The 14,388-nt window shown below is 71.5% G+C and carries 12 protein-coding genes; 5 read left to right on the top strand and 7 right to left on the bottom strand.

The window, feature by feature from the left end; all coding sequences use genetic code 11:
* Positions 1-130 precede the first annotated feature (130 nt).
* Complete coding sequence (locus BM085_RS16960; protein ID WP_093887937.1) at positions 131-2,086, top strand: ligand-binding sensor domain-containing protein; 1,956 nt, start codon at positions 131-133, stop codon at positions 2,084-2,086.
* A gap of 143 nt (positions 2,087-2,229) precedes the next feature.
* Here BM085_RS16960 and BM085_RS16965 read toward each other — a convergent pair whose 3' ends face one another.
* The gene (locus BM085_RS16965) at positions 2,230-4,257 is read right to left on the bottom strand and encodes an NHL repeat-containing protein (RefSeq protein WP_093887938.1); all 2,028 of its coding nucleotides are present in this window, start codon (positions 4,255-4,257) and stop codon (positions 2,230-2,232) included.
* Positions 4,258-4,536: 279 nt separating this feature from the next.
* Between BM085_RS16965 and BM085_RS16970 the strand changes: the two genes are divergently transcribed.
* Positions 4,537-5,292 (top strand): amidohydrolase family protein, encoded by a 756-nt coding sequence (locus tag BM085_RS16970; protein ID WP_245789361.1) that lies wholly within the window; start codon positions 4,537-4,539, stop codon positions 5,290-5,292.
* Positions 5,289-6,050 carry an amidohydrolase family protein gene (locus tag BM085_RS16975; protein WP_093887940.1) on the top strand — a complete coding sequence of 254 codons (762 nt, stop codon included), beginning with the start codon at positions 5,289-5,291 and terminating at the stop codon, positions 6,048-6,050. The genes BM085_RS16970 and BM085_RS16975 overlap by 4 nt, the downstream gene beginning before the upstream one ends.
* A 91-nt stretch (positions 6,051-6,141) precedes the next feature.
* Here the strand turns inward: BM085_RS16975 and BM085_RS16980 are convergent, their stop codons facing one another.
* Positions 6,142-7,020: an NsdA family TPR-like regulatory protein gene (locus BM085_RS16980; protein WP_093887941.1), complete on the bottom strand. Its 879-nt coding sequence runs from the start codon at positions 7,018-7,020 to the stop codon at positions 6,142-6,144.
* 20 nt (positions 7,021-7,040) lie between these two features.
* Between BM085_RS16980 and BM085_RS16985 the strand changes: the two genes are divergently transcribed.
* Both BM085_RS16985 and tgmC read left to right on the top strand, forming a co-directional pair.
* The gene (locus BM085_RS16985) at positions 7,041-7,757 is read left to right on the top strand and encodes an MvdC/MvdD family ATP grasp protein (protein WP_093887942.1); all 717 of its coding nucleotides are present in this window, start codon (positions 7,041-7,043) and stop codon (positions 7,755-7,757) included.
* The gene (gene tgmC, locus BM085_RS16990; protein ID WP_245789362.1) at positions 7,754-8,884 is read left to right on the top strand and encodes an ATP-grasp peptide maturase system methyltransferase; all 1,131 of its coding nucleotides are present in this window, start codon (positions 7,754-7,756) and stop codon (positions 8,882-8,884) included. Before BM085_RS16985 ends, tgmC begins: the two co-directional genes overlap by 4 nt.
* A gap of 89 nt (positions 8,885-8,973) precedes the next feature.
* On the opposite strand, the gene BM085_RS16995 is transcribed toward tgmC, so the two are convergent.
* From BM085_RS16995 to BM085_RS17015, 5 genes are all read right to left on the bottom strand, one after another.
* Positions 8,974-10,011: a dihydrodipicolinate synthase family protein gene (locus BM085_RS16995; protein ID WP_093887944.1), complete on the bottom strand. Its 1,038-nt coding sequence runs from the start codon at positions 10,009-10,011 to the stop codon at positions 8,974-8,976.
* A gap of 9 nt (positions 10,012-10,020) precedes the next feature.
* Positions 10,021-10,890 (bottom strand): carbohydrate ABC transporter permease, encoded by an 870-nt coding sequence (locus tag BM085_RS17000; protein WP_093887945.1) that lies wholly within the window; start codon positions 10,888-10,890, stop codon positions 10,021-10,023.
* The gene (locus tag BM085_RS17005) at positions 10,887-11,729 is read right to left on the bottom strand and encodes a carbohydrate ABC transporter permease (protein ID WP_245789363.1); all 843 of its coding nucleotides are present in this window, start codon (positions 11,727-11,729) and stop codon (positions 10,887-10,889) included. Before BM085_RS17005 ends, BM085_RS17000 begins: the two co-directional genes overlap by 4 nt.
* Before the next feature lie 90 nt (positions 11,730-11,819).
* Positions 11,820-13,067: an extracellular solute-binding protein gene (locus BM085_RS17010; protein WP_093887947.1), complete on the bottom strand. Its 1,248-nt coding sequence runs from the start codon at positions 13,065-13,067 to the stop codon at positions 11,820-11,822.
* A gap of 124 nt (positions 13,068-13,191) precedes the next feature.
* On the bottom strand, positions 13,192-14,310 hold the full coding sequence (locus BM085_RS17015) for a DegT/DnrJ/EryC1/StrS family aminotransferase (protein ID WP_093887948.1): 1,119 nt from the start codon (positions 14,308-14,310) through the stop codon (positions 13,192-13,194).
* Positions 14,311-14,388: the final 78 nt, after the last annotated feature.

Consider the following 14,388-nt stretch of genomic DNA (forward strand, 5'->3'; position numbering starts at 1 on the left):
ACAGACCGAAATCTTTCCAGACGACGGAATGACCGTCAATAGCCTAGCGAACGGACCGGAAGACACCTCATAGACATTACGGCCGGGTCCGTTATAGCTTGCGCGCGACACAACTTCCCGGGAGGCACGCATGATCCCCCGCCGTCGATTCATCCAGCTCGCCGCCGGCACGGTCGCCACAGGCGCCGTCTCCGCGGCCGTTCCGGCCGCATCCGCCCACGGAGCGACCGGGCAGCCCGAGGGGACGCTCACCGACCTCGGCCCCGCGAGCGTCACCAACGCCCTGGGGAACGCCGAGTTCGCCGGCGACGTCCTCTACGCCGCCACCCGGGGACTGTCCCCCAACGTGGTGGGCTCCTACGACCTGGCCGCGGACGCGGTCACCGCCCATTTCGACATCCCCACCGGCATCGGCGTGTGGGCGATGTGCGCCGTCGGCGCCGACGTGTACGTCGGCACCCACGGCGGCTCCTCCGACCTCTACCGGCTCGACACCCGCGCCGGCGCCGTCACCAAGGCCGCCGGCTACTCCGACGACTACATCTGGGCCATGGCGTCCTCGCCCGACGGCAAGGTCTACATGGGCCTGTCCCCGACCGGCAGGGTGATCGAGTACGACCCGGCCACCGGCACGAGCCGCGACCTGGGCGTCGCGACGCCGGGCGAGCAGTACGTGCGCAGCGTCGCCGCCGACGCCACCACCGTCTACGCGGGCGTCGGCGCGCACGCCCACCTGGTGGCGATCGACCGCGCCACCGGCGCGAAGCGGGAGATCCTCCCGGCGGAGCTGGCGAGCCGGGACTTCGTGGCGAGCATGGCCATCTCCGACACCCACCTCGCGGCGGGCATCTCGTCGTCCGGCGAGGTGCTCGTGCTGTCCACCTCCGACCCCGCCGACCACCGGATCCTCAAGGCGACCGCCCCCGGGGAGAAGTACGTGACCTCGGTGGTCATCCACGACGGATACGTCTACTTCGCCGGCCGGCCGTCGGGCGCCCTGTACCGGTGCCCGCTGTCCGGCGGCGAGGTCGAGTCGCTCGGCGTGGCCTACCCCGAGGCCGCCACCCACCGGCTCCTGGTCCACGACGGCCGCGTCTACGGCGTCCAGGACGGCGCGGTCTTCGTCTACGATCCGGCGACCGGCTCGCTGGAGTACCGCAGTCTCGTCCAGCGCGGCTTCCGGGCCGCCCCCGAGCAGCCGATGTCCGTGCACTCCGACGGCCGCCGCGTCTACGTGGGCGGAAAGGGCGGCGCGGACATCCACGACGTGGCCGCGGGGACCCGTACCCGGCTGGGCATCCCGGGCGAGCCGAAGACGGCGCTGACGCTCAAGGACACCACCTATCTCGGCGTCTACACCCAGGGCCTGCTCTACGCCCACCGGGCCGGCGAGGACTCGGCACGGCTGCTGGCCCGCACCGGCAACCAGCAGGACCGCCCGCGCGACCTGGCCTACGACGCCCTGACGGGGCTGATCGTGATGCCCACCCAGCCCGAGCCCGGCCACATCAACGGGGCGCTGTCGCTCTACTCCCCGCGCACCGGGAAGTTCGACACCTACCGGCCGGTCGTCGAGCGCCAGAGCGTGTACTCGGTGGCCACCCGGCGCGGCACGGCCTACCTCGGCACGAACGTCCAGGAGGGCCTCGGGCTGCCCCCGGTGACCACCACGGCCCGCCTGGCGGCCTTCGACCTGCGAGGACGCAAGCTCCTGTGGGAGCTCGAACCGGTGCCCGGCGCGCGCTACGTCGCCGCCCTCGGGCAGACCCCCCTCGCCCTGTACGGCCTGACCAACACCGGTGTGCTGTTCGAGTACGACTTCCTGCGCCGCCGGATCACCCGGACCGCCAAGGTCGCCGACCGCGGGGGCGAGCTCGTCGTCACCGGGCTGGTGGCCTACGGCACCGACGGTAACCGCGTCTACAAGGTCGACCTGCCCCGGCTCACCACGACGACGATCGCCGACGGCCTGGCGGGCGAGTGGTTCGGCGGGGAGCCGAAGCTCTCCCTCGACCCGTCGGGCCGCGCGCTGTACGGCCTGCGTGGCCGCAACCTCGTCCGCATCGCGATCTCCGGCCGGCGCTGACCGGACCGCAGACCGCAGAGCCGTCGTGGCCACAGGGGCGTGGCCACGACGGCGTGGGGAGCCGGCCGTCATGGGACGGCGGCGTGGAGGCGCGCTCCGCCGGCGCTACCGCGGTGACACGGCGGCCGTCGTCGCGCGCGGGCTCACGGGGTGACGTCCAGAGTCGGGCAGCCCGGGTCCATGCGGACCAGCGCCAGGTCACGGCCGACGAGTGTCCAGGCGTTCCACGAGTTCGGCTCGAAGGCCAGCTGCGGGTTGGTGTACCACTCGTCCCCCAGCCCGGTGGCGACGAGCTTGGGCTCGGCGAGGTCCGGGCCGAGCTGGTGGACGTTGCCGCCGCCGAAGTAGGTGGAGGCGAACACCTTCCCCCGGTGGACGTACAGCTCGCCGTACCCGGTCAGCGGACCCTGCCGGATCACCGTGCGGGTGGCGAGGTCCATGACGAACCAGCCCGCGTTGCGCTTGAACACGCCGTACAGCAGGCCCCGGTGGACGATGACGTCCTGGATCGTACGGTTGCCGGGGACGGGCGTGACCTGCCAGAGCACCTTCCGGGTGCGCAGGTCGAAGGCCGCCACGGCCGCCGCGCTCCGGGTGGGCGGCGTGCCGCCCCCGCCCAGCACGTCGGCTCCGAGGTAGGCGATCCCGCCGTCGACGGTGAGGCTCATCAGGCTCTGGTCCGGGACGACGTCGTGGTAGACGTCCATCTTCCCGGTGTCCGGGTCGAGCAGCGTGAGCGCGCCCGACAGGTCCGCGCCGAGAGGCGCCGAGGCGATGAGCAGCAGCCCGCTACGCCGGTCGTACTCCATGTCCCAGGGCCGTTTCTGCCCGTTCCCGAGGTAGCCGAGGCTCCGGATCCGGTCGTCGCGGGGATCGAGCTCGATGATCTGCCCGCTCGGGTAGAGCGCGGCGTAGATCTTGTGATTGCGGAGCAGCATGGCCTTGGGCTCGCCCGGCACCCGGATCCTGCGGTGGGCCCCGGTCCGCAGGTCGCGGACCTCGACGGCCCAGTGGCCGGCGACGTAGATCGCCTTGCGCGGGTCGAGCAGGATGGACTGCGGCCGCTCCGGCCCCGCGGGGATCCCGGCGTCGAGCAGCTCGGTGAACTCCGACTTCCCGGTGCGCAGGTCCATCGACCACACGCCGCCGCTGCCGGCGAAGCCGACGAGCGTGTGCTCGTCGGTCAGCGCGAGCGCGCGGTGCTCGTCACCCGGCGAGGGCGGGGTGCCGACCTCGGTGAGGGCGGTGTCGCCCGTGCGGTAGCGGTAGATCGAGCCGTAGGGCCGGGAGGAGAGGTAGGCGGTGCCGTCGGCCGCGACGGTGATCGCGTCCAGGCTGGTCGCGCCGAGGTCGAGGACCCGGGCGTCGCTGCCGTCCTTGCGCACGTCGACGAGGAAGGTGCCGCTGCCGGCCAGCAGCCGGTCGCCGTAGTCGGCCAGCACGCCGAACCCCGCGGGCTTGGCGCCGAGCGCGGCCGGGGTGATGTCGCGGACGGTCCCGTCGGTCCGGCCGATCGCCATCAGCCTGCCCTTGTCGAGCAGGCCGGCGTAGACGTTGTCGGCGTCCGCGGCGATCGAGCGGACGTAGCGCTCGCCGGCCGCGAGGACGCCGAAGTTGCGCACCGCGCCGGTGGCCGGCGAGTACTCCCACACCCGGCCGTCGCTGTAGGTGCCGGCGTAGATCGTGCCGTCGGGCGCCGTGGCCAGGCTCCACACGAACCCGCCGTTGCGGCCGAACGAGTGCAGGTGCTCGACCTCACCGGTCGCCGGGTCGAACCGGTACAGGTCGGGTACCGGGTAGGTGCCGATGTAGATCTTGCCGCCGGACACGGTCGTGGCCCAGGCGCCCTCGGGCGCGCCGTCGGCGGGGCCGTCGGGCAGCGGGACGGCCCGGACCACCTTGCGGGTGGCGAGGTCGAACTCGGCGACGATCGGCGGCTTCAGGCCGCGGGTGACCACGTAGCCGCGGCCTCCGTGCAGGACGGCGCCGACGATGGCGCCGGTGGTCGTGGCCGGGCCGAAGGTCTGGAAGCCGGGGGCGCCGCAGCGCGCCGGCGGCGCGCCGAGGGGCGCCCGGGCGGCCGCCTGGACCGGTGAGGTGAGCGGCAGGACGAGTGCGAGGGCGGTCAGGACTGTCAGGACGATCCAGCGCGCCGGATGGGGACGCGGCATGGCCGTACCTCCTCGAAATGAGTGGGGGGTCGCGCTCGGTGGGGGTCGCGGCGAGGCGGGCTCGCGCGGCCCGGAGCGGCTCGGGTCCGCGGGGCGGCATGCTCCGGAGCGTGCCGCCGCCGTGTCGCGAGTCCATTGTTGTTCGATTTGGGCCCTGACCGTAATTTTTTGAGCATCCGCTGTCAACAGTCTTTCACTGGCTTGACGCTTGTGGATCGCAAGAAAGGCAATTATGGTCAAGACCGGTATAGAGAACTCGGAGAACGGATCGTTGCCGGCATGACAGCTTTCGACGCGGAGGGCCTGATCGGGGACCTCACGGTGACCCTCGACGTCGACGTACTCGTCGGCGCCTACCCCGACCGCGACGGCCCGCCCGGCGCCCCGGCCGAGGTGTGCGAGACGCTCGCCCGGCACCGGATCACGGCCGGCGCGGTGGCCGGCCTGCGCGCCGCGCTGTTCGACGTGCGCTCCGGCAACGACGAGATCCTCGCACTGGACCGTCCCGAACTGCTCCCGGTCGGCGCCGTCGACCTCCGCGACCCGGTCGGCGCGGGCGGGGAGCTGGAACGGCTCGCGGGCTCCGGAGCGCGCGCGGTCCGGCTCTTCCCCGACGAGCAGGGCGTCGAGGCGGACTTCCCCTCGGTACGGCACGTCGCGCGGCGGGCCACCGACCTCGGGCTGGCCATCCTCACCGGCGGGGACGTGCGGCGCTTCTGGCGTCCTTTCGCCGGGCTCGGCGCCCGGGTGGTGTTCCTGGACACGCACTTCTACCACCTCGGCGACTTCCTCGTGACGGCCGCCGACGAGCCGGGCTTCCACACCTCCACCCGGCTGCTCAACTCCCCCGACGCCCTGGAGACCACCGCCGCGCACGTCGGCGCCGAGCGCCTGCTGTACGGCTCACGCACCCCGCACTACGAGCCGGTCGTGCCCCTGCTGCGCCTGGCCACCAGCGGGCTCACGCCCGACGAGGTGGCCGGCGTCGCGGGCGGCAACGCCCGCCGCCTGCTCGGCCTGGAGGCACAGTCATGATCATCGATGTGCACGCCCACTGGGGACCGTGGTTCTTCACCATGGACGTGGCGGAGGTGAACCACGCGGTCATGGACCGCTACGGCATCGACCTGGCCGTGGTGTCCGCCACCGAGGCGGTCATCTACGACGCCCCCTCCGGCAACCGGGCGCTCGCCTCCGTCCTGGAAGGCACCGACCGGCTCTACGGCTACGTGACGGTCAACCCCCGGCGGCTCGCCGACGCCGAGCGGGACCTGCGCGAGTATCTGCCGACCGGCCGGTTCGTCGGCGCCAAGATCCACACCGACTACACCAGGTCACCCGTGACCTCCCCGCAGATGCGCGAGGCGCTGGCCATGCTGGCCGAGCTGGACTGCCCCGCGCTCGTGCACACCTGGGACGCCTCCGTGCTGGACCTCGCGCAGGCGTGTCTCGACCTGCCCGGCCTGCGGGCGATCGCGGGCCACATGGGGGCGACCGGGTGGCGGCACGCGATCGAGGCGGCCCGCGCGTGCGACCGCCTCTACCTCGAACCCTGCTGGTCCCACGCGCCCGCCGGGCGGTTCGCCGAGGTCGCCGCCGCCGTCGACGCCCGGCAACTGCTCTTCGGCACCGACGCCACACTGATCGACCCCGCCTCCGCCTTCGGCGCGGTCGCGGCGGCCAGGCTGACCGGCGAGACCGCCGAACGGGTCGCCTGGCGCAACGCCGCCGACCTGTTCGGCCTCAAGATCCCCCCCGGCCACGGCTCCCCGCCGGCTCCCCCGGAGCGGTAGAGGTGCGGCGGAGCGACGACGGCCGTCCCGGGCTCCTCGTGCACGATCGGCCACTCCAGCAGTTCCGCGTAAGGGCCACACGACACGGCAGTCAGTGAAGCAGTCCGGCAGCGAGAGAATCCGCCGTGGCGACATGCGGGGCAGCCCGGTACGGCTGCCACTCCTGGCGAAGCTGCCGCAGTTCACGGTGGACGCGGGCAGAGGCGATCCCCGCGAGGTCCTCGCGGAGACCGAGCACGGTCGCAGCGGCCCGCTCAGCGTCGCCGCCGCGTAGGTGAGCATGGGCGCACCGCAGGCCGATCATGGCGCGGGTACGCCGCTCCACCGGCCGTCGCGTGCCCATGGACGCGGCGAAGTGCTGTGCAGCACCGGCATGGTCGCCCAGCGCGGTGAGCGCCAGCCCCGTCTGGTGCTGCAGCGACTCCCGCCTGTAGTTGCCGACCCACTCCTTCTCGGGCAGAGAGTCGGCGCGCTCAAGCTGAGCCTCGGTACGGCGCAGCAGCAGCAGTGCATCCCAGCGATCAGCGACACCGGCATGCGCCTCAGCCTGCATCCCGGTGATCCACGCCAGGATACGCTGCGGACCGCAGTCACCAAGGGCGGATGCGGCGGCGTCGGCCAGGGCAAGTGCCTCCCGGTTATGGCCGACCTCGCGGGCTTGGACCGCCATGGACCGCAGCGCAGTAGCTCGTAGCGCCCGGTCGCCGGCCTCGTCGGCCAGCCGGACCGCCTGGACGTAGTAGCGCAGCGCGAGCCCATGGGCTCCAGCGTCCATCGCCATGTAGGCCGCCAGGTAGGCGAGCTCACCAGCCGCGCGAAACAGGTCCGGCCGGGACCCGCCACCGGTTCCGCGTAGAAGTGGCGCGACGTCATGCACCAGGTAGGCGGCGACGGCTCGGCGGGCGTGACCGCCGCCGTACAGGTCGTCCAGGTCACCGAAATGACGGGTGGTGGCGCGGATGCGGTCCACATCTCCGGTACCGCCCTTGCGTGTCGCCGCCCGTGGTAGAGCAGCAGTTCGCCGTCGCCGAAGCCCAGCATGGGCTCGGCGGCATCCTGAACAACCTGTCCGGCGCGGTGTACGTCAACCACCCTGCCGCGATCAACCGTGCCGACTACAAACCCGCCCAGCTCCAAATGGCCGCCCAACTCGGGCTGGCCATCCCGCGAACCCTGGTCACCAACGACGTGGAGCAGGTGCGGAAGTTCGCTGCCGAGCACGGCCCGATCATCTACAAGTCCTTCCGGGGTGTTCCGCCGGGTCCGGATGGCCGCGTGGCAGCGATCTGGACCCGGCGCATCGACCCGGAGGAACTGGACGAGTCGGTGGCGGTGACCGCCCACCTGTTCCAGCAGGAGGTGCCCAAGACCGCGGACGCCCGAGTGACGGTCATCGGGCGGCGGGTGTTCGCCCAGCGGATCACCTCCCCCGGTGGTGCTCTCGACTGGCGCAGCGGCGACTGGGAGAAGCTGGTTCACGAGCCCGTCGAGACGCCCGGACCGATCAGGGCCGCCCTATGCGCCTACCTCGATGCTTTTGGGCTGGTGTTCGGCTGTTTCGACTTCGCTCTCAGCGCCGCCGACGAGCAACCCGAAACGTGGACCTTCATCGAATGCAACCCGAACGGCCAGTGGGCTTGGTTACCTGATGCCGGCGCAATGGCGCATGCCTTCGCCGATGTGATCTTGGAGGGATGGTGGTCGTGAGCGACACCGCCGCAAAGCTCCGCCACACGCTGGCAGACATCGTGGGATCCGCCGGCTGGCGCGAGGCGTTGGAAAAGGTGCCGCGCGAGCTGTTCGTCGGCGACGCCGTCTTCCTGCGCGACGCGGTCCGCGGCGACCTGTGGACAGCCGTCCGCCGCGCCGAGATGGACGAAAGCGACTGGCTGGGCCTGGTCTACACCGATGAGACGTGGGTGACCCAGGTCGACGGGATCCTGGCCGAAAACGCTTCCGGGGCGGTGACGGGCTCGCCCAGCTCGTCATCCACCACTCCGAGTCTGGTCGTGCGGATGCTGGAAGCCGCCGGCATCGGCGAGGGTGACAGGGTGCTGGAGATCGGCACCGGCACCGGCTACTCCACCGCACTGATGTGCCGGCGCCTCGGCGGCAACGCGGTGACCTCGATCGAGTACGACCCCGCCGTGGCCGAGCGCGCCCGCATGGCCATCGCCGCAGCCGGATACGCGCCCACTCTGGTCGTGGGTGACGGCCTGCACGGCCACCACGACGGCGCCCCATACGACCGGCTGATCGGCACCTGCTCAGTGCGGACCATCCCCCCGGCATGGATGGGGCAGGTGCGCGCCGGAGGGACCATCACGGCACCGATGTGGGGCTGGATGGGCGGAGTCGCCTTCGCCCACCTCACCCACGCCGGCGACGGCACAGCAAGCGGGCGGCTCCTGAAAGACGACCTCTATTTCATGACCGCTCGGCTGCACCTGCCGCCGCCGCGACCACCCGTCATGACAGGGATCGGAGATGCCAGGGAGACCCGCATCGACCCGGCGATCCTCGACGAGGAGGCCGCTCTGTTCGTCGCCCAGCTCGCCGCGCCGGCCGCCCAGCGGGCATCGGGTGACGGCACGACGATCCTGCTGGATGTCGGCACCGGATCACGGGCCGACACCCGGCCGGCCCCGGCCGGAGGGTGGACGGTCCACCAGCACGGCCCGCTGCGGCTGTGGGACGCCGTCGAGGACGCCATCCTGACCTGGCAGGCAGCCGGATCGCCGCACCAGTCCGCGTTCGGGCTCACCGTCACCGGGGACCGCCAGTACGTCTGGCTGGGCGAACCGGACGGCCCATCCTGGGATCTGCCCGCCTGAGCGACGTTCCCACAGCTCAGCGGATTGACGAAGTGATCGGTTCGCCCACGGTGCCTCCCGGTGGAGGAGCGGGGCGTTCCCGGCCGGTCTCAGGGGATCCGGGCGGTCCCGGTCGCGAAGGCCGCCAGGAGTGCCCGGTCCTCCGCCAGGCCGGGGCCGTACGGGTCGTGGGCGTGGCTGTCCGGGATCCGTCCCTCGGCGGCGGCCAGCCAGAGCATCCGCTGGACGTAGCCCTCCATCGGCTCGGTGAAGGTCGCGGCGGCCAGCCGGTCGAGCCGCGCGGACGCCCGTTCGAACCCGCGCAGGTCGGAGCCGGCGAAGGCGGTCATCACCTCCGCCGTGACCTCCACCGCCGCCGCCGCGATGCCCACCAGGGCGGCCTCGGCCCCCCACAGCAGCGACGGGCCGAACATCCGGTCCTCGCCGGTGATGGGGAGCCTGCCCGCCTCGCGGGTGATGGCGATCGCCTCCTGGCAGCCCATCGCGTCCGACAGCAGCGCCGTCTTCAGCCCCGCCACTCCGGGGTGGCGCACCAGCCGGCGCAGGACGCCGGGAGGGTAGGGCCTGACGTAGAGGTCGAAGGCGATCATCGGCAGGCCGGTCGAGCGCCAGATCGCGTCGTGGGCGGCCCAGGGATCGTCGGTGGGGAAGACCATGACGGCGTCCGCGCCGAGGTCGGCCGCGATCCGGGCCTCGGCCACCATCCGGTCGACGGCCCCACCGGCGTGCTCCGCCGCACCGGACGGGCCGCCCGCACCGGATCGGCCCGCCGCATCCGAGGGGCCCGCCGTACCGGAACCGGACGGGCCTGCCGTACCGGACAAGCTTGCCGTACCGGATGGGTCCGCCGTTCCGGGTGAGCCGCCGACGCCGACGATCACCGGCACGCCCGTCGCGACGGCTCTGGTGATCACGCCCGCGCGGACCTCCGGCGCGAGGAAGGGGCCGCGTCCGGTGTGCGCGAGCACGGCCAGGCCGTCGGCCCCGTCGGCGACCAGGCCCGCCAGGTAGTCGCCGGCCAGGTCGAGGTCCACCTCGCCGGCCGCGGTCATGGGGGTGGCCGCCGCCGCTACCAGGGTGCCGCGCAGCCGGTCGCGCAGCTTCGCCGCCCGTGAGTCGATGTCCATCCGGCGAGCCTATTTCAGGCCGGTCATCGCGATGCTGTTGACCAGGTAGCGCTGGAGCAGGGCGAAGACGAGCAGGCAGGGCAGCACCGAGATCGTCGCGGAGGCCATCAGCACGGCCAGCGGGACCTCCTCGCCCCGCAGCGTGGTCAGGCCGACCGTCAGCGTGCGCATCGCGTCGCCCTGCGCGGCGACGAGCGGCCACAGGAAGTCGTTCCAGTGCCACAGGAAGACGAAGACCCCCAGTGTGGCGAGGATCGGCTTGGTGAGCGGCACGACGATCCGCCAGTAGACCAGCCACTCGGAGGCGCCGTCCACCCGGGCCGCGTCGAACAGTTCGTCCGGCAGGTCCTTGATGAACTGGCGCATCAGGAAGACAGCCTGGGAGCTGGCGAGGGTGGGGACGATCAGGCCCCAGTAGGTGTCGATCCCGCCCAGGTCGGAGACCAGCACGAACGTCGGGATCAGCGTGGCCTGGAAGGGCACCATCATCGTCGCGAGGAAGGCCCACAGCAGGGCGTCCCGGCCGGGGAAGCGCTTCTTGGCGAAGGCGTAGCCCGCCATCGACGCCGTGATCAGGATGATCACCACGGAGACGAGCGCGTAGATCAGCGAGTTCATCGTCCACCCGAGGAACCCGGAGGCCGACAGCGTCCGCACGAGGTTGTCGAAGGTCAGCTCGGAGGGCCACTGCGCGGGCACCGTCGGGCTGCCCGCGGGCGAGAGCGCCACCACGAGCATCACCAGGAACGGGCTGACCGTGAGAAGCGAGACCAGGCCGAGCAGGAGCGTCAGCGGCCACTTCCCGAACGTACGGCGCGGCGCGGGGGCCGCCGTCTTCCTCTTCTCCGTGGCGGTGGGGCGGGAGGCCGTGATCGTCATGAGGTCCCCCGGTCGAGCAGGCGGCGCTGGATCAGCGAGACGACCAGGACCACCGCGAACAGCACCATGCCCAGGGTCGCCGCGTAGCCGAAGTCGAAGAATTTGAAGCCCTGTTCGTAGAGGCCGTAGATGAGGGTGTAGCTGGCCCGTGCCGGCCCCCCTCCGGTCATCACGTAGATGGTGTCGAAGGTCTGGAAGGCCCCGATGGTCTCGATGATCAGGACGAAGAACAGGGCGGGCCGCAGCAGCGGCAGCGTGATCCGCCGGAAGCGCTGCCAGGCGTTCGCCCCGTCGACGCGGGCCGCCTCCAGGTAGGACCCGGGGATGGACTTCAGGCCGGCGAGCAGGATCAGCATGGAGTAGCCGAACCCCTTCCAGACCGAGACCACCGCCAGGGCGGGCAGCACCAGCGAGGACTGCTCCAGGAATCCGACCGGGCCCAGATCCACCTTGGCCAGCAGCCCGTTCAGCAGGCCGTCGAACTCGTAGATCCAGCGCCAGATCACCCCGGCGAGCACGAAGCTCGTCACATAGGGCAGGAACAGCATCCCGCGGAACAGCCCCTTGGCGTAGATCGCCGCGTTGAGCATCAGGGCGGTGCCGAGGGAGACCAGCATGGTCAGCGGGACGTAGACCGCCACGTAGAGCAGCGTGGTGCGCAGGCTGGCCAGGAAGAGCGGATCGTCCAGGAGCCTGGCGTAGTTGTCGACCCCGACGAAGCTCCACTCTCCGCTGACCTTGTAGTCCGTCAGGCTCATGCCCGCCGCCCCCAGCGTGGGGACGAACCGGAAGATCACAAAGAGCACCAGCATCGGCAGGACGAACAGCAGCCCCGTCATGGGATCTCGCAACCGCTGTCGCACAGGGTCACCCCCTCTCAATCGGACCTCCCCGCCGCGTACGGCACGGCGGGGAGGTGCATGGTTGGCTCAGCCGCTGGCCAGCAGCGTGTTGGCCTCCTGGGCGGCCGCGTCAAGGGCCTTCTTCGCGTCCTCCTTGCCGAGCAGCGCCGCCTGGATGTGCGGCGCGATCAGCGACATCACCTGCCGGGCCTTGGGGTGGGTGTCGCCGGGGAAGGCGAACTCCAGCGACTTGGCGAACTCCGTGGCCTCCGGCGACTGCCCGGGCACGGTCGCGTCGGTGCGCGCGGGGAAGAAGCCGGACTCCTTGGCGAGGTCGGCCGCCACCTCGGGCGAGGAGAGATACTCGGCGAACTTCCTGGCCTCGGCCTGCTGGGGGGAGTGCTTGGCCAGCACCAGCCCGCCGGGGATGCCGAACGCCACGCGCTTGCTGCCCTCCAGCGGCAGCCCGATCCCCACGTTCTCGGCGCCGATCGCGGCGCCGAGCTGGACCGCCTGGAGCGCGGTCGCCGCGTGGTACATGGCGGTCTTGCCGGACGCCAGCGGGCCGCCCTCGATCTCGTTGCTCTTGGTCGCGGCGTTCTCGGGGATCCCGCCGGCGGCCTTGAGGTCGAGCAGGAGCTGCAGGGCCGCCACGCCCTCCGGGCCGTTGAAGGCGACGGACTTGCCGTCCTGGGCGAACACGCTGCCGCCGTTGGACCACAGCAGCGGGTAGAAGCTCTGGTTGAGGCTGACCTCGGGAGCCCCCGGGTAGTCCAGGACGGCGACCTTCTTGGCCGCCAGCTTGGGCGCGGCCTCCTTGAGCGCGGCCCAGGTGCCGGGCACCTCGGTGACCCCGGCGTCGGCGAAGGCCTTCTTGTTGTAGATCGGCGCCGTGATCGTCTGGTAGATCGGCACGCCGTACAGCTTGCCGTCCACCGTCAGGGCGTTCAGCGCCGCTGGCAGGTAGGCCGACTTGGCGGGGGCCACGAGATCGTCGAGCGCGACGAGCGAGCCCTGCTGGGCGTACTGCGGGATCTGGTCGGGGCCGAGGACGACCAGGTCGAAGCCCTTCTTGGCGGCCAGCGCCGTCGTGACCTTCTCCTGGCGGCCTTCCCAGGGCTGCAGGTCGATCTTGAGGTCGACGGCGGGGTTCGCCGTCTCGAAGCCCTTCTCGACCTTGGCCCAGAACGCCTGGCTCTTGGCCTGGTCGGAGATGACGGGGTACATCCACATGGTGACCGTGCTCTTGCCCGACCCGGAATCGGAGCCGGATCCACATCCGGCGAGCACGACTCCCAGGGCGGCCGCGAGGCCGGCAGCGGCGACCTTCCTCATCGGCGCCTTCCTTTCCTTTTTTGCTAATACCGGTCTAGACCGAAACCTAGCCACCTGGTTAAAGGCGGGTCAATGCCTGAAATACGAACGTAACTAACCGCCAAGGCCGGTACCCGGTAAGTGATCATCGACCGAACCCGGCGGCCACCGCGTCGACGTGCTCGTCGGTGTAGTGCTCGTTCCAGTCGATGACCAGGAGATTCTCCGCGACCAGGCGTTCGGCCTCGGGACAGGGCGCGGGCGGGCCGTCCAGCGGGAAGCGCGAGGTGCCGTAGACGGGCCCGTCCCACACCGGGGCCAGGTTGAGCGGCTCGGCCAGGTAACCGGCCCTGGCGGGGATCCCGGCGCCGGCCAGCCGCTCGGCCAGCTCCGGGGCTCCCCCGCCGGGCAGCACCAGCGGGAACAGCCACCAGGCATGCCCCTCGGGTTCCGGCAGGCGGACCCCGGCCAGCCCGTCCAGGGCCTTCAGCAGCCGCGCGGCGGTGCGCCTGCGGGCCTCGACCACCCAGGGCAGCTTCACGAGCTGGGCACGGGCGACCGCCGCCTGCAGCTCGGTCATGCGGTAGTTGAGCCCGAAGCTCACATGATGGCGGCCGACGGCCCTGTCCCAGCCCTTGTCGGCGAACAGACGCATCGTGTGAGCCAGCCGGTCGTCGTCGGTGATCACCAGACCACCGTCGCCGCAGGTGATGTGCTTCCACTGCTGGAGGCTGAAGCAGCCGACCTCCCCCACCCTGCCGACCGGGCGCCCGTCGGGCGACGTCGCCAGCCACGCCTGGGCGCAGTCCTCGATCAGGGCCAGGCCGTGCTCGTCGGCCAGGGCCCGCAGCTCGGCCGTCCGGGCCGGGGCCCCGAACAGGTGGACGGCCATGATCGCGCGGGTGCGCGGGCCGATGAGCGCCGCCACCGCGTCCGGATCAAGATTCCCGGTGGCCGGATCGACGTCTGCGAAGACAGGGACGGCGTTCTGCGCCAAGATAGGGGCCACTGTGCCGAAGTCGGTCAGCGGGGTCGTGATGATCTCGTCTCCGGGGTCGGGCGCGGCGGCCACGACGGCCAGATGGAGGGCCGCGGTGCCAGAGCTGCAGGCGATGGCGTGGCGGGAGCCGTACAGCTCCGCCATCTCACGCTCCAGCGCTCGCGCCTCGGTCCCCCACACGGAGCTGAGCATCCCGGAACGGATCACCCGCTCCGCGGCCGCCACCTCCTCGTCGCCGAGCGTCCGTCCGTCCGATCCGGCCATGCTGGGAAATGTCAGAGCCAACGAGCACCTCGCAAAAGGTAGGGTCAGACCATAAACCGGTCTTGACCGTAATAGGGA

This window comes from Streptosporangium canum (assembly GCF_900113865.1).
Lineage (GTDB): Bacteria > Actinomycetota > Actinomycetes > Streptosporangiales > Streptosporangiaceae > Streptosporangium > Streptosporangium canum.

Bases quoted from the DNA above. Each gene is read 5' to 3' on its own strand.
- BM085_RS16975 (WP_093887940.1), top strand. From the start codon at position 5,289: ATGATCATCGATGTGCACGCCCACTGGGGACCGTGGTTCTTCACCATG.
- BM085_RS17005 (WP_245789363.1), bottom strand. From the start codon at position 11,729: ATGACGGGGCTGCTGTTCGTCCTGCCGATGCTGGTGCTCTTTGTGATC.
- BM085_RS16965 (WP_093887938.1), bottom strand. From the start codon at position 4,257: ATGCCGCGTCCCCATCCGGCGCGCTGGATCGTCCTGACAGTCCTGACC.
- BM085_RS16970 (WP_245789361.1), top strand. From the start codon at position 4,537: ATGACAGCTTTCGACGCGGAGGGCCTGATCGGGGACCTCACGGTGACC.
- BM085_RS16995 (WP_093887944.1), bottom strand. From the start codon at position 10,011: ATGGACATCGACTCACGGGCGGCGAAGCTGCGCGACCGGCTGCGCGGC.
- BM085_RS17000 (WP_093887945.1), bottom strand. From the start codon at position 10,890: ATGACGATCACGGCCTCCCGCCCCACCGCCACGGAGAAGAGGAAGACG.
- BM085_RS17015 (WP_093887948.1), bottom strand. From the start codon at position 14,310: ATGGCCGGATCGGACGGACGGACGCTCGGCGACGAGGAGGTGGCGGCC.
- BM085_RS17010 (WP_093887947.1), bottom strand. From the start codon at position 13,067: ATGAGGAAGGTCGCCGCTGCCGGCCTCGCGGCCGCCCTGGGAGTCGTG.
- BM085_RS16960 (WP_093887937.1), top strand. From the start codon at position 131: ATGATCCCCCGCCGTCGATTCATCCAGCTCGCCGCCGGCACGGTCGCC.